17 protein-coding genes are annotated in these 17652 nt (G+C 64.3%); 9 read left to right on the top strand and 8 right to left on the bottom strand.

Translation table 11 applies throughout. From position 1 onward, the window contains the following. Positions 1 to 63 precede the first annotated feature (63 nt). Positions 64 to 711 (top strand): glutathione S-transferase family protein, encoded by a 648-nt coding sequence (locus AC1DWU_RS21315; RefSeq protein ID WP_477152020.1) that lies wholly within the window; start codon positions 64 to 66, stop codon positions 709 to 711. A gap of 95 nt (positions 712 to 806) precedes the next feature. Here AC1DWU_RS21315 and AC1DWU_RS21310 read toward each other — a convergent pair whose 3' ends face one another. The 3 genes from AC1DWU_RS21310 to uvrA form a co-directional block, all read right to left on the bottom strand. Continuing rightward, complete coding sequence (locus AC1DWU_RS21310) at positions 807 to 956, bottom strand: DUF1127 domain-containing protein (RefSeq protein WP_082434573.1); 150 nt, start codon at positions 954 to 956, stop codon at positions 807 to 809. A gap of 208 nt (positions 957 to 1164) precedes the next feature. After that, positions 1165 to 1311, bottom strand: a complete 147-nt coding sequence (locus AC1DWU_RS21305; protein WP_477152019.1) for a hypothetical protein — start codon at positions 1309 to 1311, stop codon at positions 1165 to 1167. Positions 1312 to 1530: 219 nt separating this feature from the next. After that, positions 1531 to 4419 carry an excinuclease ABC subunit UvrA gene (uvrA, locus tag AC1DWU_RS21300; protein WP_477152018.1) on the bottom strand — a complete coding sequence of 963 codons (2889 nt, stop codon included), beginning with the start codon at positions 4417 to 4419 and terminating at the stop codon, positions 1531 to 1533. Between the two features lie 399 nt (positions 4420 to 4818). On the opposite strand from uvrA, the gene AC1DWU_RS21295 reads away from it, so the two are divergent. After that, the gene (locus tag AC1DWU_RS21295; RefSeq protein ID WP_477152017.1) at positions 4819 to 5316 is read left to right on the top strand and encodes a single-stranded DNA-binding protein; all 498 of its coding nucleotides are present in this window, start codon (positions 4819 to 4821) and stop codon (positions 5314 to 5316) included. Positions 5317 to 5455: 139 nt separating this feature from the next. On the opposite strand, the gene AC1DWU_RS21290 is transcribed toward AC1DWU_RS21295, so the two are convergent. The 4 genes from AC1DWU_RS21290 to AC1DWU_RS21275 all read right to left on the bottom strand — a co-directional run bounded on the left by AC1DWU_RS21290 (position 5456) and on the right by AC1DWU_RS21275 (position 10920). Continuing rightward, the gene (locus AC1DWU_RS21290; RefSeq protein ID WP_477152016.1) at positions 5456 to 5902 is read right to left on the bottom strand and encodes a class I SAM-dependent methyltransferase; all 447 of its coding nucleotides are present in this window, start codon (positions 5900 to 5902) and stop codon (positions 5456 to 5458) included. 135 nt (positions 5903 to 6037) lie between these two features. Beyond that, on the bottom strand, positions 6038 to 7927 hold the full coding sequence (locus AC1DWU_RS21285; protein WP_477152015.1) for a sensor domain-containing diguanylate cyclase: 1890 nt from the start codon (positions 7925 to 7927) through the stop codon (positions 6038 to 6040). 165 nt (positions 7928 to 8092) lie between these two features. Then, positions 8093 to 8626, bottom strand: coding sequence for a hypothetical protein (locus AC1DWU_RS21280; RefSeq protein ID WP_477152014.1), 534 nt, complete (start codon positions 8624 to 8626; stop codon positions 8093 to 8095). Continuing rightward, entirely contained in the window at positions 8623 to 10920 is a 2298-nt protein-coding gene (locus AC1DWU_RS21275) for an efflux RND transporter permease subunit (protein WP_477152013.1), read from the bottom strand. The genes AC1DWU_RS21280 and AC1DWU_RS21275 overlap by 4 nt, the downstream gene beginning before the upstream one ends. A gap of 282 nt (positions 10921 to 11202) precedes the next feature. Here AC1DWU_RS21275 and gyrA point away from each other — a divergent pair, with 282 nt between their 5' ends. The 5 genes from gyrA (at position 11203) to AC1DWU_RS21250 (ending at position 15994) form a co-directional block, all read left to right on the top strand. Continuing rightward, the gene (gene gyrA, locus AC1DWU_RS21270) at positions 11203 to 13965 is read left to right on the top strand and encodes a DNA gyrase subunit A (RefSeq protein WP_477152012.1); all 2763 of its coding nucleotides are present in this window, start codon (positions 11203 to 11205) and stop codon (positions 13963 to 13965) included. Further along, entirely contained in the window at positions 13949 to 14146 is a 198-nt protein-coding gene (locus AC1DWU_RS21265; protein WP_477152011.1) for a hypothetical protein, read from the top strand. Before gyrA ends, AC1DWU_RS21265 begins: the two co-directional genes overlap by 17 nt. Positions 14147 to 14288: 142 nt before the next feature. Next, complete coding sequence (locus AC1DWU_RS21260) at positions 14289 to 14909, top strand: LysE family translocator (protein WP_477152010.1); 621 nt, start codon at positions 14289 to 14291, stop codon at positions 14907 to 14909. A 51-nt stretch (positions 14910 to 14960) separates the two neighbouring features. Next, entirely contained in the window at positions 14961 to 15581 is a 621-nt protein-coding gene (locus AC1DWU_RS21255; protein WP_477152009.1) for a LysE family translocator, read from the top strand. A gap of 101 nt (positions 15582 to 15682) precedes the next feature. Beyond that, positions 15683 to 15994, top strand: coding sequence for a hypothetical protein (locus AC1DWU_RS21250; RefSeq protein WP_477152008.1), 312 nt, complete (start codon positions 15683 to 15685; stop codon positions 15992 to 15994). On the opposite strand, the gene AC1DWU_RS21245 is transcribed toward AC1DWU_RS21250, so the two are convergent. Then, positions 15991 to 16455: a GNAT family N-acetyltransferase gene (locus AC1DWU_RS21245; RefSeq protein ID WP_477152007.1), complete on the bottom strand. Its 465-nt coding sequence runs from the start codon at positions 16453 to 16455 to the stop codon at positions 15991 to 15993. The genes AC1DWU_RS21250 and AC1DWU_RS21245 overlap by 4 nt on opposite strands. A gap of 125 nt (positions 16456 to 16580) precedes the next feature. On the opposite strand from AC1DWU_RS21245, the gene coaD reads away from it, so the two are divergent. Beyond that, the gene (coaD, locus tag AC1DWU_RS21240) at positions 16581 to 17069 is read left to right on the top strand and encodes a pantetheine-phosphate adenylyltransferase (RefSeq protein WP_477152006.1); all 489 of its coding nucleotides are present in this window, start codon (positions 16581 to 16583) and stop codon (positions 17067 to 17069) included. Beyond that, a complete protein-coding gene (locus AC1DWU_RS21235; protein WP_477152005.1) occupies positions 17069 to 17638 on the top strand; it encodes a peptidylprolyl isomerase in 570 nt (189 codons plus the stop codon). The genes coaD and AC1DWU_RS21235 overlap by 1 nt, the downstream gene beginning before the upstream one ends. Positions 17639 to 17652 lie beyond the last annotated feature (14 nt).

The raw sequence follows: 17652 nt of genomic DNA, 5'->3' as shown, positions 1-17652 counted from the left end.
TTGTTTTGTGATTGGACGCCGGATAGCTAGCGAGGCAGGACCACGCAGCTTTCTGGAGACGCCATGACCATCACGCTTTGGGGACGCCTGAGTTCGGGCAACGTGCAGAAGGTGGTGTGGGCGTTGGAGGAGCTCGAACTGCCCTACACGCATGTCCCGCTCGGGGGCAGCTTCAAGGGCAACGACACGCCGGAATATCTGGCGATGAACCCCAACGGGCTGGTGCCGACGCTGCGCGACGGCGACCTGACGATGTGGGAGAGTCACGCGATCGTCCGATACCTCGGCGCCGAGTACGGCAGTGGCCTGTTGTTCCCGATGGAGGCGCGGGATCGAGCGGTCGTCGACCAATGGACGGATTGGACGGCAACGACGTTCCAGCCGGCCTGGATCGGACTTTTCTGGCTGAAAGTGAGGACGCCTGTCGCGCAGCAGGACCCTGCGGCTATCGCCAAGGCTTTCGCGGCTTCGGTGAAGTGCTTTGGCATGCTGGAGGGGCGGCTGAGCCAGGTGCCGTATCTCGGGGGCGAGGATCTCACCTATGCCGATATCGTCGCCGGTGCGGCGATGTTCCGCTGGTCGACCATGGCGATCGAGCGGCCGTCGCTGCCGCATGTCGAAGCGTGGCACGCCCGGCTCAACGAGCGCGCGGCGTTCCGCAAGGCGATCAACGTGTCATATGAGGAACTGGTGGGGCGGCTGGCGTTCTAACGCGAACGGAGCCCCAGAAAGGCTGAACGCCCGCTTCTATCAGGAAGCGAGCGTTCTAGGATGCCGGCGTCGAACACGAACCAGAAAGCGAACCGTTAGATGGTGCGCGCATGGTCGCGGGCGATACGCTGGATGTCGGTACGAGTGATGCCGAGATCGCTCAGCTGACGGGTGTCGAGAGCGTTGAGCTCACGGACGGTCTGCTGATAAGCGGCCCACTTCTTCAGCGTGGTGCGAATACCCATTTGGAAGTCTCCTTTCGTTTACGAGGACATAGATAGTCCCGTTCACGGGGAACGAGCAGATGGAGATGTTCGAGTACAGCTATGCGATTAGCGCATGGCATTAACCGCTCACGTTCATTTGCGATTCAGGTTCGCGGCCGCGCCAAGGCAAGAAAATGGCCGCCGGGCACACGGCGGCCATTCTCGAATGGTTAGCGACGAATGAAGCTCAGCGGTCGAACAGCCCGCGGGTCATCTTCTGGAAGTCGGCGCCCGAAAGCCCTAGGGCGTCACGGATCGTGGGGACATCCATCTCCCGCAGCGTCTGCTTGATGTCGACCAGCCGCTTCATGCGCCAGACGGCTCGAACAAACATGGCGTTCTCCTTTTCGGATCACCACGAAAGTAGCATGAGCCGATTTGCGCGAAGGCACATGCAGCGAGTTTTCAGTGCCGACATGCGTCACGCGCATGGCAAATTCATTCTACTGTCATGATCGCAGCCGCCAACGGCGGCAACAAACGACAGCGGCGCTGCCATAGCGCGCCGCTGGTTTGCCACTGAGATGAACGGCACACGACCGCTAGCTGAACGCTATTCCGCTGCAGTGCGCTGCGGGCGGCGCTCCATGACTTCCTTGAGGAAGCGGCCGGTGTGCGAGTGCTTGTTCGCGGCGATATCCTCGGGGGTGCCGACGCCGACCACCTGGCCGCCGCCGTCGCCGCCCTCGGGCCCCATGTCGATGACCCAGTCGGCGGTCTTGATGACCTCGAGATTGTGCTCGATCACCACCACGGTGTTGCCGGTGTCGACGAGCTCGTGCAGCACTTCGAGCAACTTGGCGATATCGTGGAAGTGGAGGCCTGTCGTCGGCTCGTCCAGCATGTAGAGCGTGCGCCCGGTGGCGCGTCGCGACAGTTCCTTCGAGAGCTTGACGCGCTGCGCCTCGCCGCCTGAGAGGGTCGTTGCCGGCTGGCCCACCTTGACGTAGCCCAGCCCAACGCGCTGCAGCGTCGCGAACTTCTCGCGGATCGACGGCACGGCGGCGAAGAAATCGACGGCCTCATCGATGGTCATGTCGAGCACGTCGGCGATCGACTTGCCCTTGAACTGCACTTCGAGCGTCTCGCGGTTGTAGCGGTGGCCCTTGCAGACTTCGCAGGTGACATAGACGTCGGGCAGGAAGTGCATCTCGATCTTGATGACGCCGTCGCCCTCGCACTTCTCGCAGCGGCCGCCTTTCACGTTGAACGAGAACCGGCCCGGGCCATAGCCGCGCGCCTTGCTCTCCGGCAGGCCGGCGAACCACTCGCGCATCGGCGTGAAGGCTCCGGTGTAGGTGGCTGGGTTGGAGCGCGGGGTGCGCCCAATCGGCGACTGGTCGATGTCGATGACCTTGTCGAGGTGCTCGAGCCCGGTGAGATGGTTGTGCGGCGCCGGGTTGACGCGCGCGCCGTTCAGCCGGCGGGCGATGGCCTGGTACATGGTGTCGATCATCAGCGTCGACTTGCCGCCGCCGGAGACGCCCGTGATGGCGACGAAGTTGCCCAGGGGCACGTCGACCGAGACGTTCTTCAAATTGTTGCCGGTGGCGCCGTCGATGTGGAGCTTCTTGGTCTTCGATTGCTTCCGGCGCTCGACCGGCATCGGGATCATCATCGCGCCCGAGAGGTACTGGCCGGTGATGCTCTTGGGGTTGCTGATCACCTGCTGCGGCGTGCCTTCGGCGACGATGTGCCCACCATGGACGCCGGCACCGGGGCCGATATCGACCACGTAGTCGGCGGTGAGGATGGCGTCCTCGTCATGCTCGACGACGATCACCGTGTTGCCGATGTCGCGCAGCCGCTGCAGTGTCTCTAGCAGCCGGGCATTGTCGCGCTGGTGCAGCCCGATCGAAGGCTCGTCGAGCACATAGAGCACGCCGGTGAGGCCGGAGCCGATCTGGCTGGCGAGGCGGATGCGCTGGCTTTCACCGCCCGACAGCGAGCCGGAGTTGCGGGCCAGCGTCAGGTAGTCGAGGCCGACGGCGTTGAGGAAGCCCAGGCGCTCGCGGATCTCCTTGAAGATGCGCTCGCCGATCTGGTTCTGCTGCTCGGTGAGGCGGCTCGGGAGTTCGGTGAACCACTCAGCGGCGGCCTTGATCGACTTCTCGCTGACCTGTCCGATATGCAGGCCGTCGATCTTTACCGCCAACGCTTCGGGCTTCATGCGGTAGCCGTTGCAGGCGAGGCAAGGCGCCTGCGACATGTAGCGCTCAATCTCCTCGCGCATGCCAGCGCTCTCGGTCTCCTTGTAGCGCCGCTCCAGGTTGCCGATCACGCCCTCGAAGGGCTTCGTGCTCTTGTAGGTGCGGAGGCCGTCGTCATAGACGAAGTTGATCGGCGTCGAGCCGGTGCCGAAGAGGATCGCGTGCTGCACTTCGAAGGGCAGCTCTTCCCACGCGGTGCCGGTCGAGGCGCCATAGTGCTTGGCCACGGCCTGCAGCGTCTGCAGGTAATAGGGCGCTGATGTCTTAGACCATGGCAGGATGGCCCCGTCGCGCAGCGAAAGGCTGACATCGGGGACGATCATGTTCGGGTCGATCTTCTGCTCGGTGCCCAGACCGTCGCAGACCGGGCAGGCGCCGAACGGATTGTTGAACGAGAACAGCCGCGGCTCGATCTCGGGAATGGTGAAGCCCGAGATCGGATCGGCGAACTTTTCCGAGAAGATCAGCCGCTTCGGGGCGCCGTTCTCGTCAAGTTCGTCGGCGAACTCGGCGAAGGCGATACCGTCGGCGAGCTTCAGGGCGGTCTCGAAGCTTTCAGCGAGGCGGGTAGCGATGTCGGGGCCGACAACGAGTCTGTCTACAACGACTTCCACGTCATGCTTGATCTTCTTGTCGAGGTTGGGCGCGTCCTCGATGTCGTGGAACTCGCCGTCGATCTTCACGCGCTGAAAACCCTTGCGCATCAGATCGTTGAGCTCGCGCTTGTACTCGCCCTTGCGGCCACGGGCGATCGGCGCCAGCAGGTAAAGCCGCGTTTCCGGCGGCTGCGCCATGACGATATCGACCATCTGGCTGACGGTCTGGCTCTGGATAGGGAGGCCGGTGACCGGCGAGTAGGGGATGCCAACGCGCGCAAAGAGCAGGCGCAGATAGTCGTAGATCTCCGTGACAGTTCCAACGGTAGACCGTGGGTTTCTGCTGGTCGTCTTCTGCTCGATCGAGATGGCCGGCGACAGGCCGTCGATCTGCTCGACATCCGGCTTCTGCATCATCTCGAGGAACTGGCGCGCGTAGGCGCTCAGCGACTCCACATAGCGGCGCTGGCCCTCGGCATAGATGGTGTCGAAGGCAAGCGACGACTTGCCGGAGCCCGATAGCCCGGTCATCACGATTAGGCTGTCGCGGGGCAGCCTCAAGTCGATGTTCTTGAGGTTGTGCTCCTTGGCGCCCCTGATGACGAGATCGCGGTTCGGATTAGGTCTATCGGCCATCAAAGACTTCCACTTGACGAGGGCGAGCGAACATAGTGCCGCTTTGTGCCAAATCGTGTCAGGGTTTCAAAAAAGAGGGGCTAGGCCGCACATCTGGGTATCCGGCGCCCGACTTGCAACTTAACCACGCCGCAACGGTTCCTGTCACCACGACCGTTCGACATCCCGCTCAAACGTGATGTGAACATAAGCGGAACAAACCAGAGTCGGTCAAGACCGCTGCTGATGGAATCTATTCGCCGCACGCTTGACAAACCGGCTGACGAGTAGAACATAAAGAGAACGGACGAAACTGTGGGCGAGCGGCGAATGTCGCGCGCGCCGTCCGGACGATAGCGGTAGGATACGCGCCGGAGTTTCTCCCGAGCGCGTATCCGGGAAAGTTGAAAGGAAAGTGCCATGGCTGGCAGCGTGAACAAGGTCATCCTCGTCGGTAACCTCGGCAACGACCCGGAAGTGCGGAACCTGCCGTCGGGCGGCAAGGTGGTGAACCTGAGCGTCGCGACCTCCGAACAGTGGCGCGACAAGAATTCCGGCGAGCGCAAGGAGCGCACCGAGTGGCACCGCGTGGTGATCTTCTCGGAAGGCCTGGTGCGCGTCGCCGAGCAGTACCTGAAGAAGGGCGCCAAGGTGTACATCGAGGGCCAGTTGCAGACCCGCAAGTGGCAGGACCAATCCGGCCAGGACAAGTACTCGACCGAGATCGTGCTGCAGGGCTTCAACTCGACCCTGACCATGCTCGATGGCCGCGGCGAAGGCGGCGGCGACAGCGCCGGCGGCTTCTCCAGCCCGCGCGAGTCCTCGTCGTTCGGTGGCCCGCCAGCCCGCCAGGAGCGCCGCCCGAGCTCGGCTCCGGCGTTTGAGTCCGGCGGCATGGACGACGACATCCCGTTCTGAGGCGGCGCCGGACTACAGGCGTAGCATCGGACGTGAGGTTGAAACGGGTCGCCCAGGCGGCCCGTTTCGTTTTGTGGGAAGCTCCAGGACTATCTCGGCGCGATGCTGGCCCAGATCACCAGGGTCCTGACCGTGTAGATCAGCTGGCCCGCTGCGGCGTAGGGAGCGAGAAGCTCAGCGAGTTCGGCGTCGAACGCTGCTGTCCGATCGCCGAGCTTCGAGTAGGCCCAGGTGTCGCGCGAGTGCTGGCACTTGATGAAACCCTCGACGCTCCAGGAGCCGCGTGCAGCAGGAGCTTTGGGAACAGCCGGTCGTGATCCATCCAGTGGATGCTGGCGGCGGCAACGGTGAGGTCGAAGCGCCGGCCGTCGAGCGGCGCTTCTTCGGCGAGGCCTTGCACCCAGTGAAGGTTCGGCGCCCGGCCGCCGGGCAGGGTATGTCCGAGTGCGATCATGTGCCGCGAGGGGTCGACGGCAACCACATCGGCGAAGCACCGGGTCAGTGGGCGGGACACCTTGCCCGGACCGCAGCCGATATCCAGCATCGCGTCATGCCGAGGCGCCAGCTGGTGCAGCTTCTCGAACACCGCTTCAGGGTAGGGCGGGCGATAGGGGTAGGTCGACGACCTCGCGTTCCTCGAATGATGCCCCGGGACGATCGTTCATCAGCTGCCTCCAACCAGTCGACAGCATAACAAGCGATGGTGCCGGATCGACGACGCTTAGCCGGCCAGCCGTGATCTCACCCGTCTCGGCGCGGCGACGCTCTGGTTGCGGCCCTGGGATTTGGCGTCGTAGAGGGCGAGGTCGGCGGTGCTGATCACCCAGGAGCCGTCATGGACCGCGTCCTCGTCGCGCGAGTCGATCGTGGCGACGCCAATGCTGATGGTGGCGACGCGCCAGGGCAGGTTGCGCTCGTGCGGGATGGCCAGCGACTGCACCTGCCGGCAGAGCTCGGTGGCGATGGTGCGCGCGGCGTCGGCGTCGGTGTCGGGGAGAAGAAGCGCCAACTCCTCGCCACCATAGCGGGCCGCCAGATCGCTGGGGCGTCGGGCGGCCATGGCGACCACCGCGGCAATGGCCTTCAGGCAGGCGTCGCCCGCGAGGTGGCCGTGGTCGTCGTTGAAGCGCTTGAACCGGTCGGCATCGATCATCAGCAGAGACAGCGGTGAAGCGAGGCGGCTGGCGCGGGCCACTTCACGGGTGAGCGCGGTATCGAAGGCGCGACGGTTGGCAATGCCGGTGAGCCCGTCGCGCATGGCGAGGCTTTCGAGCTTCAGTTCGAGGCGCTTGCGTTCGCTGATATCGCGGGTGACACCGACCACCGATACGCGCTCGGAGCGTTCGGCCGCGATCCGCAACGAGGTCTCGAGCCAGATCTCGCGGCCATCCCGGTGCTGCACCCGGAAGGCCACGGTCTCCTGTTCGGAGAGCCCTTTGCGCAACCGCTCTGCAGCGGCCTCAACCGCGGGCCGGTCGAGAGGGTTCACCACCTCGAAGGCGTTCTTGCCCAGCATCTCCGCGGGCAGGTAGCCGGTCAGGCGCTCGAGGGCAGGGGAGATGTAGGTGCGCGTGCCATCGCTGTCGAAGCGCTCCACCAGGTCGCTGGCGCTTTCGGCGAGCAGGCGGAACTCCGCTTCCTTCTGCTCCAGCACCGTCTCGCTGCTCTGCCGGCGGCGGATCTGGTCAGTGAGGCGGAGGCCTAGCAACGCGGCGGCGAGCACCATGCCGAGGGTGATGGCGCTGCGCTGCAGGGCGCCGGTCCACCAGCCGGCCAAAGCTTCGGCGTGCGAAACCGCGACCACCGCGACCACCGGATAGCGCGAGCCCCGATCGTAGCCGCCGATCCGGCGGTGGCCGTCGATGGCGGAGTCGTAGTGATAGGCGCCGGAGGCATTGGCGGGTCGGCGTGCATCGAACAGGTCGCCTTCGCCGAGGTCCGCGCCGATCAGTTCGGGGCGGTAGGGCTTGCGGCTGAGCAGCAGGCCGTCATTGTCATAGAGGCTGATGGTGCCCATGGCGCCGACATCGATGCCGTCATAGACGTCCGCGAAATAGCGGGAATCGATGGCGGCGACGACCACGCCGCCAAAGCTGCCATCCGGTTTGTCGAAGCGACGGCTGACGGTGGTGATCAGCGCGTTGTCGCCAGTGTGGATCGGCGCGCCGAAGGACGGTGCGTCGCTCGGCGAGTTCATGTGGTCGCGGAAATAGCTGTAGGTGCTCTGGTTGTCGCCCGGCGGCATGTTGGCCGAGGTGGTGACGATCCAGTTGCCGTCGGCGTCGTAGACATAGATGCCGCGCAGCCGCTGCGCGCTCTCCATGGTCCGCAGCATGAAGGCCTCGGTCTCCTTCACCCCCTCGGGGTCGGTGCCGGCGGTCTCGATCTCGAAGGTCACCAGGGACACCGCCTGGTCGGCGATCTCGTAGGTGTCCTCGGCATGCTGGCGCATCGAGCGGGCAAGATTGCGCGTCTCGAGCTCGGCCTTCTGCAGCGCCGCATTATAGGCAACCCACTCGCGCCAGCCCTCGAGCGCGACGATCGCCGCGCAGATGGCGAGCACGTAGAGCGCCGCGCGCAGAGTCAGCGATTTCGGGGCCGGACGGACCATGGGGCGAGGCTTCCGGAACGGATTCTGTCCCGGACTGTGTCGCATGCTCTCGTTAACATCGGCAGAAGCGGGAACTTAGCATCGTCCCTCATCCGTTCACCAAAACGCAAACGGACGGCCAATGGCCGTCCGTCAAAACGCGTAGCAATTGGGCCCTGGCGAGGCCTACTTGGTGAACGGCACCGAGGCTTTCAGCATATCGCCGGTGGCATTGAACACCACCTGGAACTCGACCAGGATGCTCTTGCCGCTGCCCTTCAGCGCGATCGCCGCGGTGACGGTGAGGTCGTTGCCTTCCTCGTCCTTGTTCCGCTCCTTGAGGTTGAAGAGGACGCCATCGCCCTGCTTCTTGCCGACCGCGAGGCCGGAGAAGGTGACGTTGGAGGTCATCGCGGCCTCATAGCGGCGGGCCTGGTCGTTGAAGGCCAGCGTGCCGTTGACCGAGAGCGCGGTCCCTGCCAGCGAGCAGCGGCCCGAGTAGTTCACCTTGTCGGAATTGCCCTCGCTGAGCGACAGGCGGCAGACCACCGACTCGCTCTCGGCGCCGATCAGGATGCCGCGACCCTTCCAGCTCCCGACAAAGGACTTCAGCAGCGACACGTCGGCCGGAGCGGCCAGAGCCGGCGCCACAGCCATCGGGGTTGCGACCAGCAGACCGGCGAGCGCGATGATTCGCAGCAGGGGTCCGAACAACTTCATTTCCTAACGCCTCCAAGCGGATGAAAGAATCGCCCCCCGGCGACCAGCAGTGCAGGCAGGATGAACACATCTCCAATGACTGCAAAGCCGAGAGTTATCACAAAAAGAGTACCGAACAATGCGACCTGCGGCAGTTCGGAGAACATGACGATTGCCGTGCCGGAGCAGAGGATCAGTGTAGCGGCGATGATGGCGCCGCCAATACGCTCCATCGTGTGATGGATGGCGTCCATGTGCGAGCGGCCTTCTTCTCGTCGCGCATGCAAATAGTGCGAGAGGAAATGCGTGGTGTCGTCGACCGCGATACCGAAGGCGATGGTGAGCGACAGCACGGTGGTGAGCTGCAGGCCGGCGCCCGACCACCAGAGGTAGGCCTCGGTGCCCAGAATCGGGAACAGGTTGGGGATGGCGGTCGCCACCGCCACGCGGAGCGAACGGAAGGCCCAGCCGATCAGGAACAGGTTGACGATCACCGAGATGGTAAGGTCGAGCTGCAGGCCACGCACGATGTTGTCGGTGGCGTAAGTGGTCATCACCCGGAAGCCGCCGACTTCGGCCCCCTCGATGCCCGCCGCCTTGACGTCGGCCTGGATGCCCTCCTTGAGCTTCACCAGTTCTTCGGAGTCGATGATCGTCGGCATGAAGCCGGTGACCAGCGCGTGCATACCGTCGTCACTGACGAACCGACGCTTCAGGTCGCCCACGGCGTTGAAGATCTGCTCGCGGGTGAAGCCGGAGTCGGCATAGTGCGTGAACGCCGCGGCCGAGATCACCTTGTTGGCGCCCAGGTGCTTCTCGACGATGTCGTGGACGAGCTTGATGGTCTTGAAGTCTTCGTCGCCTACGTCCGAGACGCCTTCCTTGAGCGGCACGCTGACATAGAGCGGCGCCACGCCGCCGACGCCCTGGTCGATCTGCTCGGCGGCGGTCAGCGCCGTAGAGCCCTTGGCCATGAAGTCTTCGAACGAGAAGTGCGGCTGGATCAGGAAGTAGGGGATCAGCAGCAGGCCGGTTCCGACGATGGCGAGCGCCGCGATCGGGCGGCCGAACTTGGTGGCGAGGAACCAGGCCAGCGGGATCGGCGCGGTGATGGCGAAGCTCGGCTTCGGTGCCTTGAACTTCAGCCGGATGGCGAGCTTCAGGAGCAGCGGCAGGAAGGTCATCAGGCAGATGAAGTTGGTCAGCGACGCGATCGTGCCGGCCAGCGAGAACTCCTGGATGCCCTGGCCCGCGGTCAGCGACAGCGAGGCGAACGACACGAGAGTCGTCAGCATGGTGAGCGCGCTGGCCGGGCCCACGACGCGCACCGTTTCGTCGACGGCCTTGTAGGGATCCATGCCTTCTCGCCAATAGGCGAGCCAGTTGAAGATGAAGAATAAGCTCTCCGCGAAGGCGATCACCAATACGATGGTCGTGACGATGATGGTGAGGAAGGAGAACGAGCCGAACAGGAAGATGATGATGCCCATCACCCACATGATGGCGATGAACGGCGTGGCAGCGACCAGCACGGCGCCCCAGAACGAGCGCAGCGCGATAAGCGCGATCAGCGAGCCCAGCGCGAAGCCGTAGACGGTGAACTTGATCTGGTCGCCGACCGCGGCGCTCAGCATTTCCGAGGTCCAGATCGGCGGGCCGGTCAGTTCGACCTGCACGTCGGTGCTCTCGTAGTCCTTCACCACGTCGCGAAGGCTCGCGATCATGTCCTTGGTGCCGCCACCCTTGGTCATCTCGGGGTTCGGGAACACGATGATCACCACCCCGGACAGGTCCGGGTTGATGAGATTGCGCATCATCGGGTCGGTTTCGTAGAGCTCGGTGAGAGCTGCCTTGACCTGCGCGGGGTCCGTCATCCCTTCGGGCACAGCCGGCAGCGTCGTGCCGTCCGCGGCGGGCTTGCGCAGGGTGAACGCCGACATGGTGCCGGTGACGTATTCGCTGGTGGAGATGTCGAGCGCCAGCGCGCGGATGTTCTCGAGGGTCTCAGGATTGGTGAGATTGGGCGAACTGACGAGCAGGTAGATGTCGTTCTCGAACGTGCCGAAAGTCGTCGCAAGATGCTCGTAGTTGTCGTACTCGACGCCCGAATGGGCGAACACGCGGAGCATGTCGCCATCGACGCTGGCCCGCGGCACATTCACCGCACAGAAGATGGTCACCAGCAGCACGAAGACGGCGACGATCCGGGGCTGCTTGAGCGTAAGATGGCCAAGCGCTTCGAGTCCGAAGCCGATGGAACGGTCATGCCCGAAGGCCCAGTTCCAGAGCCGGCCCAGCAGAGTATTCTTCGACAATAGAATCTTCCCTTAGACGGTGCGCCCCGCGTCAGGCGCGGATTACTAAGGGCTTGGTGGCGGCGCGTCCAGCCGTTTGAGCCGCGCGTGCAAGCCCGATTGCGGCGTGATCCGGCGATTTCGGCCCAAAGTTGCCGCAAACCCACGTCATTGTGATTTCTTCGAAGCGTCGGCTCTTTTCCAATATCGTGGACATCCAGGCCGGCCGGCCAGCGCCGGTTGGTCTTCGCCACGGGAATCGCCTACAGCTTCGCCCAGGTTTCATAGTTCGAAAACGGCCCCGTGGCAGACAAGACCGACGACCAGAACGGCGCACCGCCGCCGCCCTCCGACATCGCTCCCATTTCGATCAGCGACGAGATGCGGGAGTCCTACCTCAGTTACGCGATGAGCGTGATCGTGAGCCGGGCGCTTCCCGACGTGCGCGACGGCCTGAAGCCCGTGCACCGGCGCATCCTGCATTCGATGAACGAGCAGGGCTATGACTGGAACAGGCCCTATCGCAAATCGGCCCGCGTGGTCGGCGACGTGATCGGTAAGTACCACCCGCACTCCAACGACGCGGTGTACTTCTCGTTGGTGCGCATGGCGCAGGAGTTCTCGCTGCGGGTCACGCTGATCGACGGCCAGGGCAATTTCGGCTCAGTCGACGGCGATATGCCGGCCGCCATGCGCTACACCGAAGTGCGCATGGAGAAGGTGACCAATTCCCTGCTCGAGGACATCGACAAGGACACGGTCGACTTCAAGGACAACTACGACAGCTCCGAGCGCGAGCCGACGGTGTTGCCGGCGCGCTTCCCGAACCTTCTCGTCAACGGCGGCAGCGGTATCGCCGTCGGCATGGCGACCAACATCCCGACCCACAACCTGGGTGAGGTGATCGACGCCGTCCTGATGCTTATGGACAACCCCGGTGCGTTCACCGAGGAGCTGATGACGGTGCTGCCCGGCCCGGATTTTCCGACCGGCGCCATCATTCTCGGCCGCTCCGGCATCCGCCAGGCCTATGAGACGGGCAGGGGCTCGATCCTCATCCGCGGCAAGGTCCACACCGAGGAAATGCGCAAGGAGCGCGAGGCGCTCATCATCACCGAGATCCCGTATCAGGTGAACAAGGCGACGATGATCGAGAAGATGGCCGAACTGGTGCGCGACAAGCGCATCGAGGGCATCTCGGACATCCGCGACGAATCCGACCGCAACGGCATGCGCGTGGTCATCGAGCTAAAGCGCGATGCCGTGCCCGACGTGGTGCTGAACCAGCTCTACCGGTTCACCCCGCTGCAGGGCTCGTTCGGCTGCAATTTCGTGGCGCTGAACGGCGGCAAGCCGGAACTGATGAACCTCAAGCAGATGCTGCAGGCGTTCATCGAATTCCGCGAAGTGGTGGTCACCCGCCGCACCCGGTTCCTGCTGAACAAGGCGCGCGACCGCGCCCACATCCTTGTCGGCCTTGCGGTGGCGGTCGCCAATATCGACGAAGTCATCGCCCTGATCCGCACCTCGCCCGATGCCACTGTCGCGCGTGAGCGGCTGATGGAGCGTGACTGGCCGGCGATGGACGTCGCCCCGCTGATCGCGCTGATCGACGACCCGCGCCACAAGATCAGCGATGACGGCACCTTCCGGCTGTCGGACGAGCAGGCCCGGGCCATCCTGGCGCTGACCCTCTCCCGCCTCACCGCGCTCGGTCGCGACGAGATCGGCGAGGAACTCAACGGGCACGGCAAGGACATCGCCGAGTACCTGAGCATCCTGCGTTCGCGCGAGCGGGTGATGGAAATTGTCCGCACCGAGCTGACCGAGATCAAGGAGCAGTTCAACACCCCGCGCATCACCGTCATCGATGACGCCGCCGGCGACTTCGAGGACGAGGACCTGATCGCCCGCGAGGACATGGTGGTCACCGTCACCCATGGCGGTTACATCAAGCGCGTGCCGCTGACGGCCTACCGGGCGCAGCGTCGTGGCGGCAAGGGTCGCTCCGGCATGGCAACGCGCGACGAGGATTTCGTCTCGCGGTTGTTCATCGCCAATACGCATACTCCGGTGCTGTTCTTCTCGTCGGCCGGCCAGGTCTACAAGATGAAGGTGTGGCGCCTGCCGATCGGCGAGCCGCAGGCGCGCGGCCGAGCGCTGATCAACATGCTGCCGCTCGACGAGAACGAGCGCATCACTTCGATCATGCCGCTGCCCGAGGACGAGAGCAGCTGGCAGCAGCTCGATGTGATGTTCTCGACGATCCGCGGCACGGTGCGGCGCAACTCGCTCGCCGACTTCGTCGAGATCAACAAGAACGGCAAGATCGCCATGAAGCTCGATGAAGGGGATGGCATCGTCGATGTCGCCACCTGCACGGCAAATGACGACGTGCTGCTGACCACCGCGCTGGGGCAGGCGATCCGCTTCCAGGTCGACGAGGTCCGCGTGTTCAAGGGCCGCGATTCGACCGGCGTGCGCGGCATCAGCCTCGCCGAGGGCGACCGCATCATCTCGATGGCGATCGTCCACCACTTCGACGCGGAGTCGGCGGAGCGGGCTGCCTACCTGAAGATGAGCCGAGCCGTTCGCGGCGAAAGCGAAGCCGAAGAGACGTCCGACGACGCCGAGGATGCGGTGCCGGCGGGCGAACTGAGCCAGGAGCGCTATGCGGCAATGTCTGCCGCCGAGCAGTTCATCCTGACCATCTCGGAAAACGGTTACGGCAAGCGCACCTCGAGCCACGAGTACCGGATCACCGGACGCGGCGGCAAAGGCATCGTCGCCATGGCGGTGAACAAGCGCAACGGCCCGCTGGTCGGCTCCTTCCCGGTGGAAGACGGCGACCAGATCATGCTGGTGACTAATGGCGGCCAGGTGATCCGCGTGCCGGTCGATGCCGGCCCGGACAACCGCATCCGCATCGTAGGCCGCTCCTCGCAGGGCGTTACGGTGTTCAACACCGCTGACGGCGAGAAGGTGGTGTCGGTCGAACGCATCAGCGAGCCCGAAAGCGAGGACGACACCGAGGGCGGCGAGCCCGGCGATGACGCCGCCGCCTGACGGCGCGGTTCCCACAGTCAAGCAACGGGCGGCCTTGGCCGCCCGTTTGCGTTCCGCCATCGAAGGAAGCTTCGCGCATTGGGAAGCGGTGCCGGATCTCGATTTCGATGCGGCCTTCGAAACCTATCTCGACAAGGCGCTGGCGGCCGAGCTCATCGACATCATACGCCGTAATCCGTAATAGCAACGGGTATTCCTTGATATCTCCGTATTAATGACGGACGATGTAGTCGCATCGCCGGAGCGTCCGATCCGACTTGCGGCGCGGCAAATGTTGTGGCTGGCTCGCTGCAGGCAGCCTGTCTCGTGATCCGGAGTTTCAGATGATCGATCCCGCCATCCTTTTTCCCTATGTAGCCGCCTGCCTGCTGTTCGCGATCGTGCCCGGCCCGTCGGTGACGGTCGTGGTGGCCAATTCGCTGGCGCGGGGAACCAAGGCCGGGCTGTTGACGATCCTTGGCACCGAGATCGCCATGCTGACTATGGTCTTCATCGTCGCTGTGGGGCTGGACGCCGTGATGACGCTGGTGTCGGAGGCCTTCACCATCATCAAGTTCGCCGGCGCGGCTTACCTCGTCTGGATCGGGTTCAGGATGTTCACTTCGTCGGGCAAGCTCGAGATGGGCACGCCGGGGGAGAAGCTGCCGCTTGGCCGCTACGTCTGGCAGGGTGCGCTGATCAACTGGTCGAACCCCAAGACACTGCTGTTCCTCGGGGCGTTCCTGCCGCAGTTCATCGACATGAGCCGCCCGGCCTTCGAGCAGATCATGGTGCTGGGGCTGATCGTGATGGCGGTCGCCACTGCCTCTGACTGCGTCTACGCAGTGATTGCCGGTAGCGCCCGGCAGCTGCTGACCACGGCGCGCGTGCGAATGATGAACCGCGTCTCCGGCGTGATCCTGATGCTCGGCGGCGTATGGCTGGCGTTCCAGAAGCGCAGCTGATCCCGCCTGGGGCTGTCTGAATCGGCGCGGCGGTGCTAGGGCACCGCCGTCATGCCAGATCTACCGATCCTCCTTTCCTTCATCGTCGCGGCGTTCGTCGTCGTCATTGTCCCCGGCGTCACGGTTTCGGCGCTGGTGAGCACGTCGCTGGCCCGCGGCATGGCGGCAGGGCTGTGGATGGAAGCGGGGGTGCAGGTCGGGCGCTTCACCATGGTGCTGGTGGTGGCGCTGGCGCTGCAGGCAGTCACCGGCATCGTCGGGGCGGCGTTTGACATCATCAAGTATGCGGGCGCGGCGTACCTGATCTGGATCGGCTGGGGCTACATCACCAGCCGGCATGGCATCGCCACCGACAGGCCAATAGCGGCGCGCTCGCCGCTGCAGCAGGCGGCGTCCGGCTTCTTCGTCTTGTGGAGCAATCCCAAGGCGCTGATCTTCTTCGGGGCGTTCCTGCCGCAGTTCGTCAACCCGGCGCACCCGGCCTGGCCGCAGGTGATTGTGCTCGGGCTGATCGAAATGGGCGCGGGTCTGGTCACCGACTGTGCCTACATCTACCTCGCCGCCAGGGCACGCGGCGCGCTTGGCGATGACCGCATGCTGCTGGTCAACCGCATCGCCGGCATCGTGTTGATCGGCGCCGCCATCTGGCTGGTGCTGCAGCACCAGGCGTAGACCCGGTGCATCTTGGAAAATGTGAACGAATAACCTCCGTTTGGTAGTGCACGACGGCACGGCTTCTGAATACTGACGCGACAGATCGGAGGGCGAGCGGAATGATCGTCGCTGAATCGTGCGTGCTGCTGGCTACCGAGACGGCCTACGCGAGAGCCATGGAGGCGCTGGCGGCCGATCTGGCGATCTACTTCGCGGCCGGCGTGCATCAGCCGCTCGACAACGCGCGGCAAGCCATCGTCCGGATGCTCGAGCGGACCATGGAACTGCCGCTTGCCACTTATCTAGAAGGCCTCTCCCTCAACGCGTCGGAGGCCGACGAGGCGATGTCGCGAGCGCTCACCCGCATCGGCCAGTCGCTGGAGTTGATTCGTGCCGCGGCGCTGCCGCCTGAGAGGGTGCAGGCCGACTAGCCGGCCAGGCGGAACTTCAGGAAACGCTGCCCCGCATACTCGATTTCGCCGGCTGGCTGGAAGCCCAGCCGCGCTAGCCCCTTCATGCGCGCCCGGCTCGGCGGCAGGAGGATGGTGACGGTGCCCAGTGGCATCTCGGCACCGCGCCGGAGCATTTCGCGGAAGATCGTCGCTCCGTGGCCCCAGTAGCCAGGTAGCAGTACCAGCCCGAGGTCGGCCTCGTCGCCTTCCCGCTGGAAGCCGCCCCAGCCGGCGAAGGCCCCGTCGATGCGGATGGCCCACGGCCCGTAGCCGTTCTTCTGCCACTGCGCATCCTTGCCTTTCGCCCAGTCTATGGCGCGGGGCTCGTCCCAGTGGTCACCGGCGAGCGGCATGTGCCGTCGCACATCCGGATCGTTGAGTAACCCGACGAGCTCGGCGGCGGGGATGCCGGACAGCGGATGGAAGGTGATTTCGGTCATCGCCGGTTCCTGTCGAGCAGTGGGGCAGTATATCGCAGCCGCGCCGCTGATGGGCGCCCCGGCTTGCCAGAATTGCCGAGCCGTGACAGAACCCGGGCCAACAACAACGGGGAGGGCGCTCCGCCATGGCCAGACTAGTCGGCTTTTATCCCGGCTCCTTCGATCCTCTGACCAACGGCCACCTCGATGTCATCGAGCGTGCCTGCAAGCTGGTCGATACGCTGGTGATCGCGGTGGGGACCCACCATTCCAAGAAGCCGCTGTTCAGCCATGAGGATCGCGTTGCGTTGCTCAAGGCCGTGCTCGAGCCGATCGGCAAGCGCACCGAGACGGAATTCCAGTACGTCGATTTCACGGGCCTGATGGTCAATGCCGCCCGCGCCGCCGGCGCCAAGCTGATCATCCGCGGCCTGCGCGACACCACAGACTACAATTTCGAGATGCAGATGGTGGGCATGAATGCCCAGATGGCGCCGGACCTGCAGACGGTCTTCCTGCCATCCAGCCCGCATGTTCGCCACATCTCGGCCACGCTCGTGCGTCAGATCGCCGAGCTCGGAGGCGACATCAGCGCCTTTGTCCCGCCCATCGTTTTGAAGGCACTGAACAAATAATGTCCGATCCTATCAAGCGCGCCGGCATCATCCTTGGCATTCTTCTCGCCGCGGTCGCCGCCTTCTTCACCGTCTCGATCGCCGCCCCTGCGCACGCCCAGTCCGGCAAGCCGCACTGGATTCTCGAGCTCAAGGACGGTGTGGTCGATATCGAGCTGCTGCCCGAACTGGCGCCCAATCACGTAGCGCGTGTCATCGAGCTCACCGAGAAGGGTTTCTACAACGGGATCGTGTTCCATCGCGTCATCGATGGCTTCATGGCGCAGGGCGGTGACCCGACCGGAACCGGCATGGGCGGCTCCGACCTGCCGGACCTGAAGGCAGAATTCACCACCGCGGAGCACTTCACTCGCGGCATCGTCGCGGCGGCGCGCTCCAGCGACCCGGATAGCGCCAACTCGCAGTTTTTCATCATGTTCGCCGACGCGCCCCACCTCGATGGCCAGTACACCATCTGGGGCAAGGTCGTTTCGGGCATGGAGTTCGTCGACCTGATCAAGAAGGGCGCCGGCGACCAGCCGGTCCAGGACCCGGACAAGATCATCTCCGCAAAAATCGAATACAAGTAAGGAAGGCCCATCTG

It is taken from the genome of Devosia sp. P2_G7 (genome assembly GCF_056403495.1).
This window is presented reverse-complemented; position numbering and strand designations above follow the sequence as displayed.